Source organism: Parabacteroides sp. 20_3, from assembly GCF_964238835.1.
Classification (GTDB): Bacteria; Bacteroidota; Bacteroidia; order Bacteroidales; family Tannerellaceae; genus Parabacteroides; species Parabacteroides distasonis.
The window spans coordinates 307,254-328,308 of the sequence record NZ_CAXSNO010000005.1 but is presented as its reverse complement, the minus strand read 5'-3'; the positions used below and the strand labels follow the sequence as shown (position 1 = coordinate 328,308).

At 53.4% G+C, this 21,055-nt stretch carries 11 protein-coding genes; 7 read left to right on the top strand and 4 right to left on the bottom strand.

The features are described 5' to 3' along the window. Window positions 1-74 precede the first annotated feature (74 nt). Together ACESPU_RS12645 and ACESPU_RS12640 are read left to right on the top strand one after the other, a co-directional pair. The gene (locus tag ACESPU_RS12645; protein WP_005866615.1) at window positions 75-548 is read left to right on the top strand and encodes a helix-turn-helix transcriptional regulator; all 474 of its coding nucleotides are present in this window, start codon (window positions 75-77) and stop codon (window positions 546-548) included. Window positions 549-615: 67 nt separating this feature from the next. Next, complete coding sequence (locus tag ACESPU_RS12640; protein WP_122382794.1) at window positions 616-2,766, top strand: MAC/perforin domain-containing protein; 2,151 nt, start codon at window positions 616-618, stop codon at window positions 2,764-2,766. Here the strand turns inward: ACESPU_RS12640 and ACESPU_RS12635 are convergent. Next, window positions 2,763-2,975: a hypothetical protein gene (locus ACESPU_RS12635; RefSeq protein WP_147423677.1), complete on the bottom strand. Its 213-nt coding sequence runs from the start codon at window positions 2,973-2,975 to the stop codon at window positions 2,763-2,765. The two genes, ACESPU_RS12640 and ACESPU_RS12635, sit on opposite strands and share 4 nt — an antisense overlap. Window positions 2,976-3,036: 61 nt before the next feature. Here ACESPU_RS12635 and ACESPU_RS12630 point away from each other — a divergent pair, with 61 nt between their 5' ends. From ACESPU_RS12630 to rocF, 5 genes are all read left to right on the top strand, one after another. After that, complete coding sequence (locus tag ACESPU_RS12630; RefSeq protein ID WP_347172378.1) at window positions 3,037-3,849, top strand: DUF6261 family protein; 813 nt, start codon at window positions 3,037-3,039, stop codon at window positions 3,847-3,849. A 37-nt stretch (window positions 3,850-3,886) separates the two neighbouring features. After that, complete coding sequence (locus ACESPU_RS12625) at window positions 3,887-8,053, top strand: hypothetical protein (RefSeq protein ID WP_373133402.1); 4,167 nt, start codon at window positions 3,887-3,889, stop codon at window positions 8,051-8,053. Window position 8,054: 1 nt separating this feature from the next. Beyond that, window positions 8,055-10,184: a cadherin-like beta sandwich domain-containing protein gene (locus tag ACESPU_RS12620; RefSeq protein ID WP_044544514.1), complete on the top strand. Its 2,130-nt coding sequence runs from the start codon at window positions 8,055-8,057 to the stop codon at window positions 10,182-10,184. A gap of 189 nt (window positions 10,185-10,373) precedes the next feature. After that, complete coding sequence (gene rocD / locus ACESPU_RS12615) at window positions 10,374-11,582, top strand: ornithine--oxo-acid transaminase (RefSeq protein WP_044544513.1); 1,209 nt, start codon at window positions 10,374-10,376, stop codon at window positions 11,580-11,582. Between the two features lie 3 nt (window positions 11,583-11,585). Continuing rightward, window positions 11,586-12,482: an arginase gene (gene rocF / locus ACESPU_RS12610; RefSeq protein WP_005861034.1), complete on the top strand. Its 897-nt coding sequence runs from the start codon at window positions 11,586-11,588 to the stop codon at window positions 12,480-12,482. A 105-nt stretch (window positions 12,483-12,587) separates the two neighbouring features. On the opposite strand, the gene ACESPU_RS12605 is transcribed toward rocF, so the two are convergent. From ACESPU_RS12605 to ACESPU_RS12595, 3 genes are all read right to left on the bottom strand, one after another. Beyond that, window positions 12,588-13,859, bottom strand: a complete 1,272-nt coding sequence (locus ACESPU_RS12605; RefSeq protein ID WP_044544947.1) for a hypothetical protein — start codon at window positions 13,857-13,859, stop codon at window positions 12,588-12,590. Between the two features lie 129 nt (window positions 13,860-13,988). Further along, a complete protein-coding gene (locus tag ACESPU_RS12600; RefSeq protein WP_005866633.1) occupies window positions 13,989-16,442 on the bottom strand; it encodes a BamA/TamA family outer membrane protein in 2,454 nt (817 codons plus the stop codon). Continuing rightward, window positions 16,439-21,049, bottom strand: coding sequence for a translocation/assembly module TamB domain-containing protein (locus ACESPU_RS12595; protein WP_158532654.1), 4,611 nt, complete (start codon window positions 21,047-21,049; stop codon window positions 16,439-16,441). The genes ACESPU_RS12600 and ACESPU_RS12595 overlap by 4 nt, the downstream gene beginning before the upstream one ends. Window positions 21,050-21,055: the final 6 nt, after the last annotated feature.

The window sequence follows — 21,055 nt, the reverse complement described above, 5'->3', positions numbered from 1 at the left end:
GCGGATTGCTCAAAAAAGAATTCGTCGTATAAGGATAGGAATGGTTTCCTTTGAGAAACAAAAACGAAGTAGTAATGGAAGGGTCATACTTACGGATTTTGATGATGTGCGGGATGCTGGCGCTCCTCCTCTGCGGGGGCTGCTGGGTGTTCGCATGGAAGCATCTGCGCCGGCGGATCGACGAGCGGTTCGACGTACTGTCGGAACACTTGGAGCGTCACGCCGCCGAGTGCCCGATACGGAAGGAGCACCTGCTGGCCTCGTGCCTTCCCGCCGATCCGGAGCGAAAAGGGAACGGATCGTTCCACCGATCGTTCCGGGCATCGTATCCGGGTTTCCTGCCGACGCTTAGGGAGCGGGTGCCGGGGATCACGCCGGCGGAGGAAACGCTTTGCATGCTGATCAAGATGAACCTGAGCAACCGGGAGATCGCCGACAAGATGTCTATCTCCATCGGAAGCTTGCACACCACCCGCTACCGGCTGAAACAGAAGATGCCGCCGGAGGCCGCCAAGGGCATGGACGAATGGGTACGGGCGATCGAATAGGGTCATGGGGAGGCGAACTCCCTACATTATAATATAGAGTATACACCTTTATCTAAGAAGAATCAGTATGAGAAGAGAATCTTTATTTTTCGGTATTTTGACGCTGGTGGTGTCGGCCTTCCTCACGGGATGTTCCGACGACGACACGGAAGTGTACGTCCCCCAGCGTGTGGCGGAGTTCAACCTCTCCGACGAGTCGGACGGCAACCGGCTGTTCATCATCCATCCGTGGGAGGGCGAGATCGCCATCCCGGTGCACGATGATCGTATCCGCGACTTCGAGTTCAGCGGCAAGTATTTCGATTGGGAGATGAGGCAGGGGGCCGAGAGCCGCTTCCTCGTGCTCAACCTCAAGAAGGAGGTGGAGCGTAAGCCTTTCCTCGAGAAGATCGCCCTGCGGGGGATCGCCAGCAAGTCGGGGGAGGCGGCGACGGACACGCTCTTCCTCGTGTCGCAACCCAAGCTGGAAAGCTCAGCGTCGGATAACGCCCCGAGCTATATGCACAACGTGGGCAAGACGGTGAACACGGCGGGCGATATCTTCGCCGCCCCTAGCGAGCCTTTCCTAGATTTCGACCTGATGTACGGCACGGAGGCTTTCGTGAAGACCCCCCACGCCGAGTCGTGGGGACGGGAACGCTCCGGCGTGGACTACGAGGAGATGGTGGACAACATGTGGCAGGAGCTCGGCATCTCGGTGAGCAGCCTCGGCTTCACGAACCAAGGCGCTCCTACGCCTACGAGGTCGAAACTCTTCTCCGGCTCCTTCGACCAGCGGTTCCAGCATAACCAGACCTCGTCCAACCGCTTCGAGTATCACGTGGACGTGCATGTCAAGCCGATGGTGGAGCTGCATATGGCCACCGCCATCTATACCTCCGCCAGCAATCCCGACGTCTTCCTGCCGTTCCTCACCACGACCGCCTCGCGCTTGCTGAACGAAACCAATAGCGACCTCTACAAGCGATACGGCAACACGCAGAAGGGCATCTACGATCTATACGACACCTACGGCACCCACGTGCTGGTGGGCGGTGTCTTCGGCGGGAGCTATACCTATATCTACAGCCGGAAGGAGAACCTCTATTACGACGAGACGGTGTTCGCCGCCGAGGCGGAGCTTTCCGCCAAGTCGTCGTCGCCGGCGGGAGAGAACGAGAACTGGCTCCAGACCTACTATCGCGTGATGGGTACCCACGGCGGCAAGATCGGCGCCGGGGGCGGCTATACGAAGTCGGAGCTGAACGAGCATATGTCCGAGGAGAGCATCATGATCATCACCGGCGGCAACGCCTCCGTGGACTTCGAGAGCTGGGACAAGTCCATCGCCGACGAGAACAGCAACCTCCACCTCGTAAGCTACGGCCCGAGGGGCGATACCACCCGTTGCTTCCTGGTCCCCCTGTATTACCTGACGAAGAACTACGCGCGGCAAGACGCGCTGAAGAAATATCTGGACTCCTACGTGGAGGCTCGTTCGAAGCTGGCCAAGAAACCGCAGCTGATCCTGGCCGACTTCATGATGCGTACCGGGAAGGACAATCACGGGGATCCCGCCGGACAACGCGTCTTCACCGGGCCGGACGGCAAGGAGCGCATCTACAGCCCGCTGGTGCTGAATACCAAGGGACCGAACGACTCGCGGATCGGCAAGATGCTCGATACCTCGGCCCACGAGTACCTCGACGTGGGGGATAACGCCGACCAGCTCTGGTGGGTAGCCCTCGACTTCAAGGACGAGTGCCGCCCCATCTACCACATGCGCTTCATGAAGGAGGACGACGCCCGCAAGCACGGCTTCGAACCGCGGGGGCAGGACGCCGAATCGGGAATGATGTGGGACGCGATCGATAACCATTACGTTTGCTTGAAGTTCTCGCCCGACGACAGCCATAAGGAACCGGTCACCGGCGTGGGCATCGCCCGCAAGGGGAAGAGCGATGACCTATACTACGTGATCGCCACCTCGCCCGGTACCGACATGACGCTTCCTTACTCCATCGACGAGCAATTCCCGGCCTATTGGGGAAGCAAGGAGTATAAATTGAAGAGCGAGAACCCGCCGTACCGCTTCGGGGTGGACCAAGAGAACGACCTCAACGAGGGCGACAGCTGGTTCGGCCGGAACAAGGCGACCAACCATAAGCAATGGATCTTCCCGGTCTACACCACCAAGGCATTGGACTGGCCGATCCGGTTTACGAAAGCGACGGACTAGCGAAATGCCTCGGAAACGATCCCTACGACCGTAGCCATCCCTCCCGAGGCCTCCGGAGCGATGCCGACAGCCGTAGCGGTCCCTCCCGAGACCTCCGGAGCGATCCCTACGATCGTAGCGGCCCTTTCCGGGGCCTCGGGAGAGATTTCGACACCCGTAGGCATTGTTTGATAGAAAAATATATGATTATCAAAGGGATTATCCTGCATTTGTAGGAAACCTTACGTCTGTGGACAAGAGGAAAGTATTAACGAAAAAACAACAAACAGTATGAGTTTAGCGAAACAAATCGGATCGGTATCGAAGACCGCATTGACCAACGCCGGCCACATGAACATGAACAACGAGATCTACGCCCGTATCTTGGATACGACCGTGGCCGCCCTCCATCTGGAGGCCCTCGCCCCGGGTTACAAGGAATGCATCGACCGGGAGGCGGAGTGCGTGAACCGCGTCACCAAGAGCGCCTCCACCGCCCAGCTGGAGGCGAAAGACAAGGAGCGTGACAAGACCCTCCAGTTCATCTACTCCATGAACGGCTCCTATAAGGTATGCCCCGACGAGACCCTGCGTACCCCCGCCCTGCTGGTAGACAGCGTGCTGCGGGCCTACGACAATATCTACGCCAAGGCCTACGCCGAGGAGACCGCCCTGATCGACGGCCTGCTGCTCGACCTCGCCAAGGCTGACGTATCGGAAGCCCTCAAGACCCTCCACCTCGACACCTACGTGGCCCAGTTGAAAACCTTGAACGATGCCTACAAGGCTCTCGACATCACCCGCACCGACGAGTACTCCGCCCGTGTGAAGACCGATACCACCAAGGCCCGCAAGGCGACCGACGAGACCCTCGACCTCATCATCCAGCGTGTCAACGCCTACGCCGTACTTGAGCCTACCGAGGCCATCAACGCCTTCATCGACACCGTGAACCAGATCTTCCGCAAGTATAAGAACCTCATCGCCGCCAAGGGAGGCCCCACCAGCCCCTCCAAGTCCGACGACAAGCCTTATCCCACACCCGACCCTGCGCCCGACCCCGAGAACCCCGGCGGCGATAGCGAGAGCCCGGACGAGATCTGAGCCTAGCAAATTGTCAAACACTTAAAATCGAATCCATATGAACGAATTTTATCTTTCTAGAAAGATATCCGCGCGGCTCTCCCTCCGGGCCGCCGTGCGGATGTTCTGTATCCTGACGCTGGCCCTATGGGGGCCGGCAATGGCAGGAGCGCAAGCGCAGCCACAGCCGCTTGACGTGGCTAGTACTAGTATTACTGATAAACTAACCCTCACCTATAAACCGAAAACCGCCGGCTCGACCGATTACGCTTGGTTTTACAAGATCGGGACTAATGGCACCGACACCGAGTTCTCCGGTACGCTGACGGGCACGAACGCAAACTGGCAGCAGGGCGCGATCAATATCAAAAGCGAGAAAGCGATAGCCGACGCGAATAATCTTGACAGCTACCCGATCCTAAAATTGGATGGGCTAAACCTGACCTCCACTACTGCCGACGGCTCATTATTTTATCTGGAGGGCAGTAAACCGTTCTGTATCCAAGCGACAGGCAACTCTGCCAGTAACCTGAAAGCGAAAAAGGATGTGATTAATAACTACCAAGGATGCATCCTGCTTCTGGATGGTGGCACCGCCGGATTGAATATCGCCGCGGAAGGAACTGGATCATATGGAATATATCTGTACTCTACTAGTTCTGCTATAAATACCACCATCAAAGGCAAGATAACTGTCACGGCGGAAGCTGTTGCTGTGTTTCTAGACAATTGGGGTGCTTTCTCGGCTACCGAAGATGCGAAAGTAACGGTTTCTTCGGAAGATAAAGATGGAGACGCAATTTATGGAAGCTCTAGAGTGAAATCCCCCTTCCTCCAATGGCAGTTCGCCACCGCCCCAACGAGTGGCCAGACGCTCGAGGTGAAAGACGCCAGCGGCCAATCGTTCGATCCCGTTATCCAATTCACCACCGACGGTAAAAAGAAGGGTTTCGCCATCAACGTCACAAAGAACACCGGCTACACCCTTTGGCTGGGCAACGAACAACTGATGGATTCGAAAGGAACAACCGTCTTTACGGCAACGGAAGATAAATTAGTCTCCTTCTCAGGCATGACGACTCTCCCCGCCGACTGGCCCGAGTACGCCAAATTAGCCAATGTCGGCCCGACTGGCACCGATGTCGCCGTCTCCGGCACTACCTACACCGTCAAGACCGCCTGCGGCCTCGCGTGGATCGCTTGGGTGACGAATAACGGGAAGACAATCGCCGATGCCGATAAAACCTATACTGATTCCTATCCCGCCTCCGAGGGCTTCAAGGACTGTACGGTTACGCTTGCGGACGATATCTCGCTGGCGAAACCTGCCCAAGGCGTGGCGAGCGGCTTCGAGGCTAATTGGATACCGATAGGGACTTATAAAGGCTTCGATGCACGTTACTACTTTCAAGGCACCTTCGATGGTGGCGGCCATACGATTACCGGAATGACGATCTCCTCGGCCTCGTTTTACTATATCGGCCTTTTCGGTTATCTGTATGGAGCGACCGTGCGGAATCTGACGATGGCAGGATCTGACAATATTAATTTGACAACTATTGCTAATGCTCAAGACACCGCTTACTATCTTGGCTGCGTGGCAGGTTATGTAAAGAATGGAAAAATCATCAATTGCCATAATCAATGCAAGGTTAGTTTTTCTGTGACCGGCAATTCTGGGTCTCTCGGTGGAATTGCCGGTTACTCTGAAGGTTCGGTGATTAGCGCTTGTTCAAACAGGGGAGCTGTCACTATGACCGGAAAGATGGGTCGTGGTGGTGGAATCGTAGCGACTAATAATGGCTCTTCTATCGTTTCCTGCTTCAATACGGAGGATATCCGTGTTACTGCTACCGGTTCTGGTTCTAGCGATGCCGCGTATGCGGGCGGTATCGGAGCCTATAGTAGCGGTAATTGTAGCATATCGCACTGCTATTCGACAGGGTGGATAATCGCTAAATCTTCCGCTGCTAATGCTTATTCCGGCGGCATTGCCGGACTATCTGAGAAAACGACGATTGAATCTTGTTTTGCCACAGGCGCTGTTTCTGCAGGATCAAACAGCGACAGCCGGATAGCTGCCGCAGGTGGTATTGTGGGGCAAGCTTTTGCTGGAAACATTAATATAACGATAAAGAATTGCCTCGCCTTAACTACCGCCGGCGTGAAAGCCTTAGGAAATACGTCGGATAAACAGGCCGGTCGGATTCTCGGATCTGATTCACCTACTAATAAAGTTACCCTTCTCGACAACTACGCCAGCACCATGATCCAACTGACGATAGGAGATAATACGCCAGCCGTCCCTACCGATAACATAGGTAGCGATAAGGCAAACGGTGCCGACACTTACCTCGATGATGTCGCCGCCGAGATCGCCGCTTGGGCAGGCCCCGAAAATACACAAGCCTTCACCGCCATCGGTACCGCCGAGAACGGCCTGCTCCCGCAACTGAAAGCTATTGCCGGCTATGGCGCTGACGGTCTGCCTACAGCTTACGCGAGTACTATTATCCCCGGCCAGTCCGGCTTGTCGTCTGCCTCCTATCTGAGGTCCTTGTTGTCACTGCCCTTGTCTTCTTGCGATACGATGACCTTCATGCTCTTCTACTCCAACAACAAATGGAGTTATAAAAAGGGAGCCGGAACGGAGACCCGTTTCAACGGCAAAATATCGTCACCCCCAGGCCCTTCCGCCAACAAGCTCATCGTCGCCACCGCTACCGGCAACCCGACGCTGACGTTGAATTACGTAACGATACGCCCGACCGACGGTGCTGCCTTGACCGTCAACGAAGGTTGCGATCTGACAATTGCGCAGACCGGTTCGATCCTCGGCTCGTCCGGTGCCTCTACCTTGATCAATAAGGGCACCTTGAGGCTGTCGGGCAGCAGCTTCCGCATTGAAAACAGCAGCTCGTCCGATATGCATTACTGCCTCGATAACTCTGGCACCTTCAGCGTGCTTGATCCGGTAAATGGCTATACCACTTTCCATTGTGCCCACACCGCTATCCATAACACCGGTACCCTTACCAATGCTTGGATGGAATGTCTGTTCACGGATGAGGCGGGAGATGCTGGCGCTACGATAAGGTTTCTGCCTCGCTCATCCCAGCCCATCGAAGTAAAACGCTACAACAAGACCTTAGCCACTACCGTTACGGCGGGCGAGGAGTATAAGCTCTGGGAGATGAAAGCTAGTACGTTTATCCCGCAGAAAGGCTTCGATAGCGAAGGCACGGCAATCGATCGCTTCCCTGCTCCCGAGGCGGATGGTAGGGTAACGACCTTTACGGAGGTGAGTGATTGGAAAGAGGTCGAGATCTCCGGCAATCAGAATCTCTCCGAGGCCGGCCTGTCACAGAGTGTCATCGTTAAATCCGATGGCGTGCTTACCGTCGATAGCGAGAATGCGTCCGTCTTTGAGTTGACATTGGAGGAGGGTGCGCAGGTCGTGACAACGAATGCGCTGAAGGTGTCCAAGACTTTCAAAACCAACCGTTCGCTGAATAACAAATGGACGACCTTCGGTAGCCCTATCGAATTGACAGCCTCTGCGGAATATGGTAGTGGGCTAATCCTTTATGCCGCCACCGGCTACACCGCTAAGGAGGCCGTTGCCCAAGGTTGGGAAGAGGTCTCTGTCCTTTACGGGAAAAGGGTCGATCTCACCGCCGGTAGCCCCTATCTGTTGGCCGCCGACGCAGCCTTGACTCGGGTAACCTTTAGCCAAACAGCCTCCGACGCGCCGATCGAGATACCGGCTACGGCTACGGTCGCTTCCGGCGATGCCCTCGAGAACGGCGTGTTCCTCTTCCGGACGAACCCGAATCTCGCCAACCTTACGCTCCGTGGTATCTACGTGCTCAATGCCGAGGGTACCCGCTTCGACCTTCAGGAGGCGGATTATGTGCTGAAGCCTTTCGAGGCATACATCACCGCCAATGCCGTCACCCGCTCGCTGGTTCGTAGCGTGGGTGTGTGCGATGGCTCCGTGGTGACCGCCAACGAGATCGCTACCGCTACCGCCGCTGTCCGTATCTGGGCCGCCGACGGTGCGCTGCATGTCTATTCCGGGGAGGCCGCCGCGCTTACCGTGGTACGCTCCGACGGACGTACCGTCTACGCCGCCTCTATCGCCCCCGGCGATACCCGCTTGGCTTTGCCTTCCGGTATTTACATGGTTCGAATCAATAACATCACTTATAAAATAGCGCTTTGATATGAAACAATATACTAGTTTATGGCTCGTATGCCTGCTGGCGGTCTTCTCGATGACCGCCCGGGCGCAGGAAGGGATCGAGACGAAGGCCCGTCCCGACTACCCCGCTCTTCCTTTCATGTTGACTTTCGAGGCTCCCGCGGAAGGATCTGCCTCCTTATCGATCTCGGCGGACGGTGAGACCCTCACATCCCCTACGACCTTGCATTCCGGCACCGAGGTGACGATTACCGTCACCCCCGCCGACGGCTACCGAATGGCTTCCGGTTACCCGAAGGTTTACCGCACGGGTACGCCCTCCGAAACGGTACCGGCTACGTTTAAGCCCGATGCCAGTAGCGGTATCGCCTACCTCTACACCTTCACCATGCCGGACTTCCCGGTCACGGTAGAGGTGGAGTACGAGAAGATCCAGTCCACCGTCACCTTCGCCAACCCGGCGAACGGTACGCTTACCTTGAGTACCGCCGATGCTCCGGGTAGTTCGATTGTTTCCGGCGGCGAGGTCGCCTCCGGTACGAAGGTGACGATTGCCGCCACCCCCAACAAAGGCTACCAAATGGTGTTCGGCTCCTTGAAGGTATCCGGGAAGGTCGGGGATAAAACCAATACTGTTCCGTTGCAGAAAGAGAAAGATGGTACGACCTACTTCTTGATGCCGGCCTATACGGTGGAGGCTGAGGTGAAATTTGAGCCTATCCTCGTGGCTCTGTCCTCGGAAGCCCGTTTGAGTTCCCTATCGTATAAGGAAGGAAGTGGGGAGGTTACCCCGCTTCCCGGTTTTCTTGCCTCTACGATGAAATATGAGGTGCTGCTCCCAAATTCCACGCAGAAATCGGCTACCCTCACCTTATCCGGCCAGCTGGTCGATGCGAAGGCTGAGCTGCTCGTGAATGGATCGCCTGTTTCCGTAGAACCGACAGGATCGTTCACGGCTACCGTATCGCTCGAGAGTGGATCGGCCAAGGCTACCTTGGTCGTTACCGCCGAGGATGGACAGACCAAGCGTACGTATGAGGTAAACTTCACGGTACTTCTCGAGTCGGAATATTACGTCAAGATCCTGCAGCCGGAAGGCGGTACGATCTCCGTTTCTTATACAAAAGAGGGTAAGGAAGTGAGCGTGAAATCCGGCGATGCCGTACCCGTTGGTACTGAGTTGAGCTTGGCACATACGGCCTTGCCAAAGTACGAATTCGTGAGTTACAAAGTGAATGATGACCCGCTAGCATCTGGGAATATTACCGTCTCCGGTACCGACGACTTGACGATAACCGCTGCCTTTACGCAGGAATCTTCCGTGACTCCGGAAGAGATCGCTACGATCGGTACGCCGGCCGTTCCCAAGGAAAAGGAAGGGCAGGAGGGAACGAATGTTCCAACGGATGATAACCCGATCGTGATCATCCCCGATGCCGTATCCCTGCCATCGGATACGGAACTCTCCAGCCTCCGCTTGGTGAAGGAAGATATAGAAGACCCAGCGAAAAAGGCTGAGATTGAAGAGAAAGCGAAAGCTGCCGCCCAAGATGCGGGTATCGCTCCTGATGCCCCGAAGATCGTGATGGAAGTGACCTTGGTTAAGGTGACGACCACGATTTCCGCTACCGACGCATCCACCACTACCGCCGTAACTCCCGTGCAGCCCTCCGATATCGTGACGGTACGTATCCCGTATCCGGAAGGCGTAAATAAAACCCAACATGATATCGTGATTATCCACCTCCGCTCGGACGGCGTGGTAGACGTGTATTCCGAGGGTAATAACAATTTGACATTAGAGGATGATTATATGGAGATCTCCGTTGCCAGCTTCAGCCCGTTCGTGGTAAGCTATACGCCCAAATCTGGGCCGGTGGATCCCGATTATCCTGACACACCCGACACCCCGGATACCCCGGATGTCCCGACATCGAATGCCTCGGTAGAGGGAGGCATAGCGGTTTGGACCTCTGCCAACGCCCTCCATATCCGTGCGGATCGTCCGGCTGAGGCATGGGTTGTCGGCCTGTCGGGTGCTAGTCGTGCCCGGTTTGCGGTCGTTCCCGGCGAGACAAGACACGCTCTTCCCGCGGGAGTCTATCTTGTCCGGATAGCCGACCAGACCTATAAGGTACGGATACGGAACTAAGCGTTGTTTGTTTGACGTGAGAGGGATGCCCTTGTTTCTCCTTGGGGAGAGCGGGGCATCCCTTCTTTTTTGTGGATATGTTTCTTAACATACATACCCGTAATCAATTGGTTAGCCGCAAATGCTTATCTTTGAGCTATCCCGATGTAAACGCTTACAATATGCTAGTCATTTAAACTCAATTATAGTATGAAACCGGAAGATTACATTACCAGAGAGGAGAAGTATGGTGCCCACAACTACCATCCTCTGCCGGTCGTTCTCAGAAGAGGCGAAGGCGTGTTCGTGTGGGACGTGGAAGGAAAACGTTATTTTGATTTCTTGTCTGGCTATTCTGCCTTGAGCCAAGGACATTGCCATCCTAAGATCGTGAAGGCCCTGATGGAGCAGGCGGAGAAGCTTACGCTCGTATCCCGTGCTTTTCATGCGGATATACTGGGTGAGTACATGGAATTTACCTGTAAGTTTTTCGGATATGATAAGCTCTTGCCGATGAATACGGGGGCCGAGGCGGTAGAGACGGCTTTGAAGCTTTGCCGCCGTTGGGGATACCGTCGGAAAGGGGTCGCTCCGGAGCGTGCGAAGATCGTGGTTTGTAGCGAGAATTTCCACGGACGTACGATCACGATTATCTCCATGAGCACCGATCCTAGTTCCTACGCCGATTTCGGCCCTTATACGCCCGGATTTATAAAGATACCCTATAATAAGGTGGATGCCTTGGCCGAGGCCTTGAAAGATCCCGATGTAGTAGGCTTCTTGGTGGAACCGATCCAAGGTGAGGCCGGGGTCGTGGTGCCCGGCGATGGTTATCTGCGGGCTTGCTATGATCTTTGCCATCAGCATAATGTGTTGTTTATCGCGGATGAGATACAGACAGGTATCGGTCGTACCGGTAAGTTATTGGCTTGTGATTACGAGGGGATTCGTCCGGACATCTTGATCTTGGGAAAGGCGTTGTCCGGTGGGGTCAGTCCGGTCTCGGCGGTATTGGCGGACGATGAGATCATGCTTACGATCGCTCCGGGAGAGCACGGTTCTACGTATGGTGGAAATCCGTTGGCGGCGAAAGTCGCTATCGCCGCCTTGGAGGTGGTACGTGACGAGCATTTGTCGGAGAATGCGTTTAAGATGGGTGAGCTGTTCCGTGGTGAGATGGAGCGGATTAATAATCCTATGATAAAGAAAGTACGGGGTAAGGGCTTGTTGAACGCTGTCGTGACGGAACCTAAAGATGGGAAGACGGCATGGGACATCTGTTTGGCGTTGAAGGAAAACGGCTTGATAGCCAAGCCTACCCACGATCATATCATCCGCTTCACGCCTCCTTTGGTGATTACTGAGGAGCAAATGATGGAAGCGATTGGCATTATACGAGATACGTTCGCTAAATTCTAGTGTATGAAGATAAATGTAATAGGTGTTCCCTTGAATCTGGGATGTGACCGGGCTGGCGTAGAGCGTGCCCCGAACCACCTTCGGGAACGGGGATTGATGGGGGTGATCCGGAAGAACGGGCATAAAGCCTTTGACTTGGGTAATTTGTATGTACCCCCTGTTAGCGAGGCGGATAAGTTCGTACGGGGTAACAGCATGAAATATCTGGATGCGATCGTGGAGGTGAATACGAATCTGGCGGAGTTGGTTTATGATACATTGCGTGGAGGAGCGTTCCCCTTGGTGATTGGCGGGGATCATTCGCTGGGTTTAGGTAGCGCCTCGGGCGTGGGTAAATGTTATGATGATTTCGGTATTATCTGGCTGGACGCTCATGGGGATATCAATACCAGCGAGACTTCTCCCAGTGGTAATATCCACGGGATGCCTCTGAGTGCGTTGATGGGGATGGGAAGCGAGGAACTGGTGAATATCTACGCTCCCGGGAATAAGGTGAATCCGCAGAACGTATTCTTGGTCGGGACCCGCAGTCTGGATGAGGGCGAGTGGGATTTGATCGAGCGGGAGAAGCTGAGTGTCTATACGATGGAGACGATCCATCTGAAAGGCATCGGCTTCGTAGCTGAGGACATCAAGCGGAAATTGAAGGAACGGAAGATCCGCAACGTGCATTTCAGCATAGACGTGGATAGCATAGACCCCCGTTTCGCTCCGGGCACGGGAACTCGTGTGTGTGAGGGACTGATGCCGGATGAGTTTAATAACTTCGTGGATCATATGTTGTCTACGAATCTGGTTAAGTCGATGGATTTGGTAGAGCTGAATCCGGAGCTGGACGTGAACGAGCAGACCACAAACCTTTGTCTGCAGATCATCGATTATATTACCGCCCGTCTATAAGGAATCTAAATTCCATGGTTTATGATAAGAGTGTGAAAAGGAAGTCCCCTTGTTCCGGTTAAGACCGGATACGAGGGGACTTGAAAATACGATATGTCTATTGGTTTATTTCATTCTTCGGATATTGGCGTAATTGAAGCTATCGCTCAAGAAATCGTCCTCGCTGAATTTATAGCCTTGCGGTCCCCAGTTGCCCATAGCGAGCATGGCGATCATCTTCATCGGGTTGAAACCGCTCATATCGCCGCCGGCGGCCGCTAGAGGAACGGACTCCATCAACTTGCGCATGGAATGTGGATAATTCTCGTTGATCACCATGTTGCGGTATAAGGCAAGGATTCCATCTCCTTGCTCCTTACGGTTCCAAGTCAGTATATATGTACCGTCGTTGGCTTCCGCCTTCGCTTGGAGATCGGGCAGTTTGGCGGAGTTGGCGTCCGCTATGATAAAGGTTACGAAACCTTCCTTGTCCACTTTAGGCATTTCTTTGTCGTAAATAGAGGCATACGAGTAGGTCTCGGCTGACCCAAGGCATATGGACCAGTATCGTACATCGGCGGTGGCGTATTCGCTTACGCTTTTAGGAGCCGTAGGAGGGATGAAACGGAAAGTTGCTACCTCCCCTTCGTTCAGTTTGATGCGGGCGAATAGGTATTCTGCCGGGCTGTTCGGGTACATTAGGCTCAGCGGGGCACGCATGAACGGGAGTTGCGGCAGGTCGGCGGAGAAATCCATCGGCGGCAAGTTCAACGATTCGTGGATGTTGCAGACCTCACGCTTCGGGAAATCTACTTCCTCACCTGTAGTCACATCGAAAGCTTGGATAGCAGGCATGTCCACGCCGCCATACTCATCGCCGCTATATTGTTTCGCCAAGTAAAGACGCATGAAAATGGAGACCATATTGACATCTTCCGGAAACTCGCATATGTTCTTCATCGAGGCACGTGCGCTGGCGGGGGTGTTAGCGGGAATGATGTAAATCGTATAGCCATTTGCTCCGTAGTCGTCTGTTTCCTTTACATAGGGGTTGATGGAGCTGTCATCGGGTTGGATATTTACGTCTTCAATGCTGGATACGTCTATTTGGGTCTCGTCGTTATAAACCGTGAAATTGAAGAAGCGTGACTTCGGGAACTTTCCAGTCAGACGAAGGCCGATGTTTGGATTATCTTTGTAAGAATAGGTGTATTCCCAATAATCGGCATAGATATCAGGAAAGGCCAGTAGGGTTTGATTGTCGCCCCGGAGCGTCTTGCCCCATTGTTCCTTGGGTTCCGGGTTGTTGATTTGAGGGGTATTCTCATCATCGTCGTCGCAAGCGGTGAACATACCCATAGTAAGGGCTACCAACATTAAGTAAAAAATCTTCTTCATGATTCTGTTCGTTAATTAATCTGTTTGTTATTAAAATGAGAGCGCAAAAGTATCTCATTTCCAATTAGGGTTGACCTATTGAAAATGAAATACCTTGGATAAGACCACAGAATCCTAGGAATGGAACAGCTAGAAGGGGTATCCGATAGCGAAGTGGTAACCCATGCCGTCCTTGAATTTCGGGATATTGTAATAGCCTTTCTTTCCGGTATCGTAAGGGAGGTGCAGACCGATACCCACGTCGAAACGGATGACGATAAAGGTGAGGTCGTAACGCAGGCCGAAGCCGGTTCCCAAGGCTAGATCCTTGAGGAAGCTACCCCATTTCAGTTGTCCGCCGGGACGATCCGGATCGTTTCGGATCAACCAGATGTTGCCGCTGTCGAGGAAGGTAGCCCCATGCAGGTCGCCAAGGATCGGGAAGCGGTATTCGAGGTTGGCCTCGAATTTAAGATCACCCGTACGGTCGATGTAAGCGTATTTATTGTTGTCGCTGTTCTGGTAGTAACGTCCGGGACCGATGCTGCGGATCGTAAAAGCACGGATGCTATTCGCTCCGCCGATGTAGAATTGCTCGTTATAAGGGGAGGTACGGGCGTTGCCGTAGCTATAAATAGCGCCGGCCATTAATCGGCCTACGAGATATTGCTTATGCCCGAGGGCGTAATTATAACGTATCTCGGCGGTTCCCTTGATGAATTGGGCGAAGGGGTTGCCGAGTAATTCCTTATCCTCTTTATTGAATTTCTTCCCGGCTAACGCATAAATCCCATCCAAGACAAGACCCGCTTGGGTAACGGATGCCTGCCACCAAAGATGGTTCCGGCGACTGGTAATCGGGGAATCATCATAGGTATAGGTATAGTTCATGGCCGGGATGAATTGATTTTGCAAACTCTTCTTTAGGGCCTTGTTCACGTTGGTAATGCTGTCGAACTCATGCGTGGTATGCTGGAGCAAGTTGAACGTCAGCTTGAAAGGGGTGATGGAATGATGAGACGTGGCGGTAGGCTGGAACTCATACGAGGCGTCACCACCGAATGCCAGCAACTTGAAGAAACGGGCCCGGTTCATCTGGTCCGCATAGAGGCGGAAGGTGGTGCTGGCCGGGAAATTCATGTCCCGTTTGCTGAATGTAGGGAACAATACCCGTGGGAAAGTCAGCGTGGTAGTCAAGCCTAACTCATAACTGTTGATCTTGGAGTTGCTACCATCCAGCTTGTTTCCGGTCTGCCATTCGTAAGAGCCGCGGAGTTTCACGCCGAAGGTCTCGCCCCCTCCGAAGACATTCCGTTTGGTCACGCTGAAAATGGCGCCCGGACCCACTTGGTCGTTGCTCTTGGCGGTAACGTTCAACTCGAGCTCGCCGTCCAATGGAAGATCGTAGACCGTATTGATCCGCAGATCCAGCGTATCTTGGCGGCGCATGGTATCACGGGGGGAATATTGCAACTCGGCATAACGGAAGATACCCAAGCGGGACAGGGCCGTTTGCGTCCGTTCCTGCGCCCGCTGGTTATAAAGTTCCCCCGGCTTGAAATATAAACGGTTGTAAATGACCGAGGGGCGAACCCTTAGCTTGCCCTCATAATGGATCGTAAGGTCCTTATAGCGGATCGAGTCCGTGGGAGTCTCATTCTGGTAGCCGTTTAGCCAGACGGATATATCCCCGAGTTTCCAAGGGCGGAGGGCCGAGGGAGGCAGGCTTTCCTTCGGGGCCACCCGTAAGGCCACTTTCCCGGGGTTCAACAAGGTATCCGCTTGATAGGTGATGAAATCGGGACGGAAATAGTAATATCCGTTGTTACGGAGCAAGGACGAGATGCGTTCCCGCTCGGCTTGCAATTGGACGACATTGAAATTCTCTCCTTTGTGGAGGATACGATCGCCGATCGTGGCATCGATCAATGAGTCGGCACGGTGACGGATATGGACGTATTGGATGCTGTCCAGCGTATACGGATCGTTCATGGTGACACTGTATTCCAGCTTCGCCTTCCGGGGATTCTTGGGATCGGGTATGACCTCGAAAGAAGTCTCTCCGTTGAAATAACCGTACTCGTTCAATAGGTTCCGGGCTACCTTGACGCGGACATCCGGGTTCACGGTGGTGATCAGCACCGGTTTCGACGCCAGCTTGTTGAAGATCCACTTGCCGACCTTCCCTTTCTTGTTCACGAAAGCGTTGTAGACCCACAGGCCGAAGGGGAAGGGCACCCGGATCGAGGAGCTTCCCAGCAAGGCGTTGTTGGGGGGATAGGCTAGGGCGGCCTCGACCTCTTCCAAGGCGGCTTCGCCGGGTTTGGTCTTATCCTCGTTCTTCACCTCTATTTTCTTGATACCGGTATATAGGACCGCTCCCTCGGGAAGGTTCTTCGTGGTGGAGCAAGAGGAGAGAAGAAGTACGGATAGGAGGATGCTCCCGGTGGCGACGTGCCATCCCCCGCTCGGGTTAGACGCTCTCCCTCGCCCGAGGGAGACATCCTCCCCTGCCCGAGGGAGACACTCTCCCCTGCCCGAGGGAGACATCCTCCCCCGCCCGAGGGAGTCGTCCCGCCTAAAATATATTAAAATGCTTTTCATTCCTTTTCATCATTTATGGGTTTCACTTTCGTTTTCTTGAAGTTGAATAACTCCCTGAGGTGCATCATTTTCTTGCGGAGCACGATACCGGCCCCGGTCTCCGTGATCTCGCCTTCCAGCAGGCTCTCGTAGTTCTTGTCGTGGAAGAGCTTGACGTAGCGGGAGCCGCTGCTGTCCAGCCGGTATTCGACGGATACGTTGTCGATGAACGGCTGCGCCTGCCCGTTGTTAATGTTCTCGCCGGTAGAGATACGGCCGCCTAGAACCACACGGATACGGTCATTATAGAATCGCTTGGCGAAGCGGAAGGAGTAGTCGGTACGAGTACCGCCTCCGGCGTCGCCATTATCGTCGTATGTCTCCATGCCGAAACTGATATCCACGGACTTCAAGGCGCTTCCGGCGATGTTGTTGATCTCGCTTTGCAAGAAGCTGGTCAAGGCGTCTCCCATATTCATGTTCACTTTGCCGCTACCACCGCCACCGCCGAGGTACATACCGGTCACGAGCATGCTGACAGCCAGCTTCGCCCGTTCCTCCGGACCTTTCGAGGTTAGTTCCTCTTGCATCGCCATGTCTTCCGGGGCGGTGAGGGTAAATTGCAACCCTAGGTTCTCCAGTTGTTGGGTCAGTTCGATGCCTACGTCGAAATTCACCAAGCGGGGCGATGATTGCCCGGTTAGGGTGACGGACGTACGGACTCGCTCGGTAGCCGTAAGGTTCAAGGTCGGGTCCATGGGGTTGCCCGTCCATTGCACGTAGCTACCCTCCTGTACGTTGAACTCCTTCAGCGGGATGACCGGGATGGAGTACTTGATGGTTCCGCCCGTCAGCGTGTAGCGTCCGTTCAAGAACATATCGCCTTGCGGGGTATACTGGAAGGAAAGGTCGCCGCCACCCTCCAAATTGATATGGTTGGACTGGTCGGGACTTAAATCCACGTTCGCTTGTACGGCGGGATCGATGTGGATCGTCATCAACATGTCCATGCCTCCCATCGGCAACGGGGGTTTACGAGGCATGCGCCGGCGTAAGGTATCCGTGAAAGAGGTGAAGGTTACCATGTCCGACATACGGTCTTGCACGGTCAACGGGGAGTCTTTCAGCACGTAGGTGATATTCGTCCCGCCCAATAACTGCAAGTCCCCTCGCATGGTCAAGGCATCCAACGGCCCGCGTACGGTAGAATTCAGGTTGACGAACAGCTTTCCGTAGACAAGGCTTTCCTCGTTTTTCTTAACGTTCAGCAGTTGCAAGTTATTCGCCGTTAGTTTAAGATTGGCGGTCATGCGGGATAAATCGTTGAAATCCACTTCTCCGTTGATGATAAACGGATTCTTGTTGTATGCGTAAATACCATATTGGTTGAACAAGATTCGGTTGTTCTTTATCTCTATCTTCTTATCGTCGAAACGGAAGGTAGAACCTGCGGCGCCTACATAAACGGAAGCGGTATCGAGAATCAGATATCCCTCGGCCATGGGTTTATCGCTTTGTCCGCTGATAGCGAGTGTACCATCGAGGTCTCCGCCCATTTTCGCCATATCATCCGGGATGAACGGGTTGGCGATATCCAAGGGGAAGTGCATGAACTCGATATTACCGCTGATATGGTCGGTCTCGCCCATCTGGTATAAGGCGGTAATGGCACTCACCTCTTTCCGGTCCCGGAAAAGGTGCATATCCACTTGATGGTTCCCCTGCTCTAAAGGTAGATAGACTGCGTTGAACATGAGTTCGCCGACCCACTCGTTCTCATAATACAGATCATCAATGTTCATATCCGCCACGACCATGAAGGCCGAGTCGGAAGGAGCGTACTGGAAATCGGCGTTCAATATACCTTTCATCGGCGGGATATAACTGAATGCGTTGGAGATAACCCCAAGGTCGATCTGGTTCAACTCGGCGTGGACTTCCTCCATCTCGTCACTTTCCGCTTGGGAGTGTATCCAGAGGGCGGCGTTATTATCTCCGCTGAGTCGTAGGTTCGCCTCGATATCCTTCATGCTGCGTACCACGACGTAATTATCCGGATTCAGCTTGAAAGGGCGGAACGCTATGATCGGGTCATCGGGGAAGAGATGGAACTTGACCCCGTTCTGTATCTTATCGGCCCGGATTCCGAGCAACAAGCCGGTCTCGCCTTTCCCGTCCTTGAAATAAAGGCGGGCGTCGCCGAAGCCATAACGTATTTGCCCGTCCAGCCCGGCGCTGAAAGGTTGTTGCTGCCTGTATTTATTCTTGATCACTTGGGCGCTATAGAGTAATCCGAGCGAATCTTGGTGCATCTCCGCCCGGATGGTATCGATCTGCATCGTATCCCGTGCCAGATCGTAAATGGAGGCATCCATGCGTATACCCGTTTCCGGTGAGGTATAGGCGTTCATGGCGATGCTCTTGAAATCTACGTAATAGGTTTGGAGATAGTTGTAGATCGGATTGTCCTGTCCTGCCCGTACCTCGAGGTACATATCGGGGAGGAGCGGGCGAAGGATCTCCAGATTGACTGTCGAGTCCCGTTCCAATTGGAGGGTGATATCGTTCGATACCTTAGTCAACTTATCCGTGATGTGGTGTATGCAATCAGTACCCGTGAGGATGATCCCTAAATCCCCGGCGTGGAAAGACACACGGGTGGTATCGATATCCGTCCGGGCATGCAAGGTCAGCGTTTTCGGCTTGAAACTTTGTTTCGGGGTGACGACCTCCCAGTTTCCTAACGTAACGTCGATCGTGTTATCTTCATCCAGATTACTTTCTGCCTCGGCGAAGAGCTGGAAAGAGGTGGCGAAGGGATTTGCCATTAAGTGCATACCCTGTAAATCCATGTTCTCTACATCCGCTATCAACATCGCTTTCACCTCGTGCTTGTGGAGGGTCGCGTTTAAGGAGACATCCATTTTCGCCAACGGGTATTTGCTAAGCAAGTCCACTTTCAGTAAGTTCTTTTCCAGAGAGCCATCGATGGATACGTCTGATACCGATGAGGCGCCATAGCGTATATCCGATATCTTACCGTCCAGTTTGGCCCATGTACGTTCAGAGAAAGGATCTGTGCCCCGGCCTTCTGCTTTAACAGAGGCGGTCAGCCAAAATAGAGAGTCTTTAGGCATGAAATGAGTAGGTTCCAGACTGTCTATCCGTAAATTAGCCTCATAAGCCAGTTTTACCGGATTATAGCGGGCGGTCAGACCTACTTTGCCTTTATCTTGGGTAAGAACAAGCTCGGTGCGGTATTCTTGATTTGCGACTGTAGCTTCCCCCTTCAACTGAATTCCTGCCGGAATGGCAAATTGATCCCGTTGGGAGGCGGGAAGCATCGCCAGCAAAAAATCCAGATTACCGGATCGAGCCTTTAACTGAATCTCACCGGTTCGCCGGATGCTATCCGTCACGGACTCCATACTACCCGTGACGTTCATCTGAAACGCTCCCGGCAGCATGATATCGCCTTGTATGATACGTATACTGGAGAGGTTGCCTTCTACGCCAGCCGTAATAGCGAGAGGCTTGTCCGGGTAGGCTTTCTTGAAATCCTCCGGAAGAGAACCTGCCGCTATCAATAAATCCTCTTTCCCCAACGAGGCGTTTAACAGGGCTTTCATGCTACCTTGCGGATGATCCTCGAGGGAGCTCCAAGGGATAGTCGCTGTCAATCTCACTTCGGAATTTGGTGTCTGGAGAAGTAGGTCCGGTACGTCTATCTGTTCATGGTCACTCCGGACATTTCCTGCTAATGCCGAAACCTTAAGGCCGGAACGTTCTTCCACGAAGAATTCCTTGATGTGGGCGTTTATTTCTTTTCCTTGATATAAGATGGAATCGATAGAGGTGTTCAGGTTCGTTAAACTGATATGGGAGAAATCGAGTCCTTGCTCGGGTGCCGCGTAATTCCCGTCATAAGCGAATGTAGAATTCGTTATGTCAAAGTTTCTCGCCTTATATTGTTCCGCTCCAAGATCTACGAGGCCGTTATTTAGCCCGGCTTTATTTACGAAAGCCGTAAGGCGTAAGGAATCCGAGGGCATTTGTAGGGCGAAGGCTACCCGGTCCAAACTAATTTTATCCAGCTTGAGTACCCAGTTCAGAGGTGTGGAAGTCGTGTCTTCTTTCGAGGTTGAATCATTTAATAGAAGGGTAATGGCGGTATCGGATAAATCTACGGTATTAAATGTAGCTTTCTCCTCGGACAGGTCTATACGATCGGCGTGCAGGTAAAGCTTTCCCAAGAATCCTTTGATTTCCATACCTTCAATCATAGTCCCGGTGTTAACCTTTACGTTCCGGAGGTCGATCGCCTCTACCAATACTTGCTTCCGCAAAAGAGGAAGGGCACGAACCCGTACCGTCAAGCTCTGTAAACTCAACAAGGTATCGGCGGGAGGATTTACGACCTCGACACCCTTAACCGTAAGGTCTAACGGGAAAGATAGCCTAATCTGCTCGATCCCGATTTGCATACCAGTCGCTTTTCCTGCGTATTCGGTCGCTTTCCGTACCGCGAAGTTTTGGAAAGGAGGTATATATAGTAATATAGAGAGTAACAATACCAATGCGATCGGTATTAGGCATATCACTCCTATCCGTTTAATCCATACTCTCATATTGAT

What these genes read in the sequence shown, in the direction of transcription:
- ACESPU_RS12640 (WP_122382794.1), top strand. Translation starts at nt 616, where the DNA reads ATGAGAAGAGAATCTTTATTTTTCGGTATTTTGACGCTGGTGGTGTCG.
- ACESPU_RS12600 (WP_005866633.1), bottom strand. Translation starts at nt 16,442, where the DNA reads ATGAAAAGCATTTTAATATATTTTAGGCGGGACGACTCCCTCGGGCGG.
- rocD (WP_044544513.1), top strand. Translation starts at nt 10,374, where the DNA reads ATGAAACCGGAAGATTACATTACCAGAGAGGAGAAGTATGGTGCCCAC.
- rocF (WP_005861034.1), top strand. Translation starts at nt 11,586, where the DNA reads ATGAAGATAAATGTAATAGGTGTTCCCTTGAATCTGGGATGTGACCGG.
- ACESPU_RS12595 (WP_158532654.1), bottom strand. Translation starts at nt 21,049, where the DNA reads ATGAGAGTATGGATTAAACGGATAGGAGTGATATGCCTAATACCGATC.
- ACESPU_RS12605 (WP_044544947.1), bottom strand. Translation starts at nt 13,859, where the DNA reads ATGAAGAAGATTTTTTACTTAATGTTGGTAGCCCTTACTATGGGTATG.
- ACESPU_RS12620 (WP_044544514.1), top strand. Translation starts at nt 8,055, where the DNA reads ATGAAACAATATACTAGTTTATGGCTCGTATGCCTGCTGGCGGTCTTC.
- ACESPU_RS12625 (WP_373133402.1), top strand. Translation starts at nt 3,887, where the DNA reads ATGAACGAATTTTATCTTTCTAGAAAGATATCCGCGCGGCTCTCCCTC.
- ACESPU_RS12635 (WP_147423677.1), bottom strand. Translation starts at nt 2,975, where the DNA reads ATGCAGGATAATCCCTTTGATAATCATATATTTTTCTATCAAACAATG.
- ACESPU_RS12630 (WP_347172378.1), top strand. Translation starts at nt 3,037, where the DNA reads ATGAGTTTAGCGAAACAAATCGGATCGGTATCGAAGACCGCATTGACC.
- ACESPU_RS12645 (WP_005866615.1), top strand. Translation starts at nt 75, where the DNA reads ATGGAAGGGTCATACTTACGGATTTTGATGATGTGCGGGATGCTGGCG.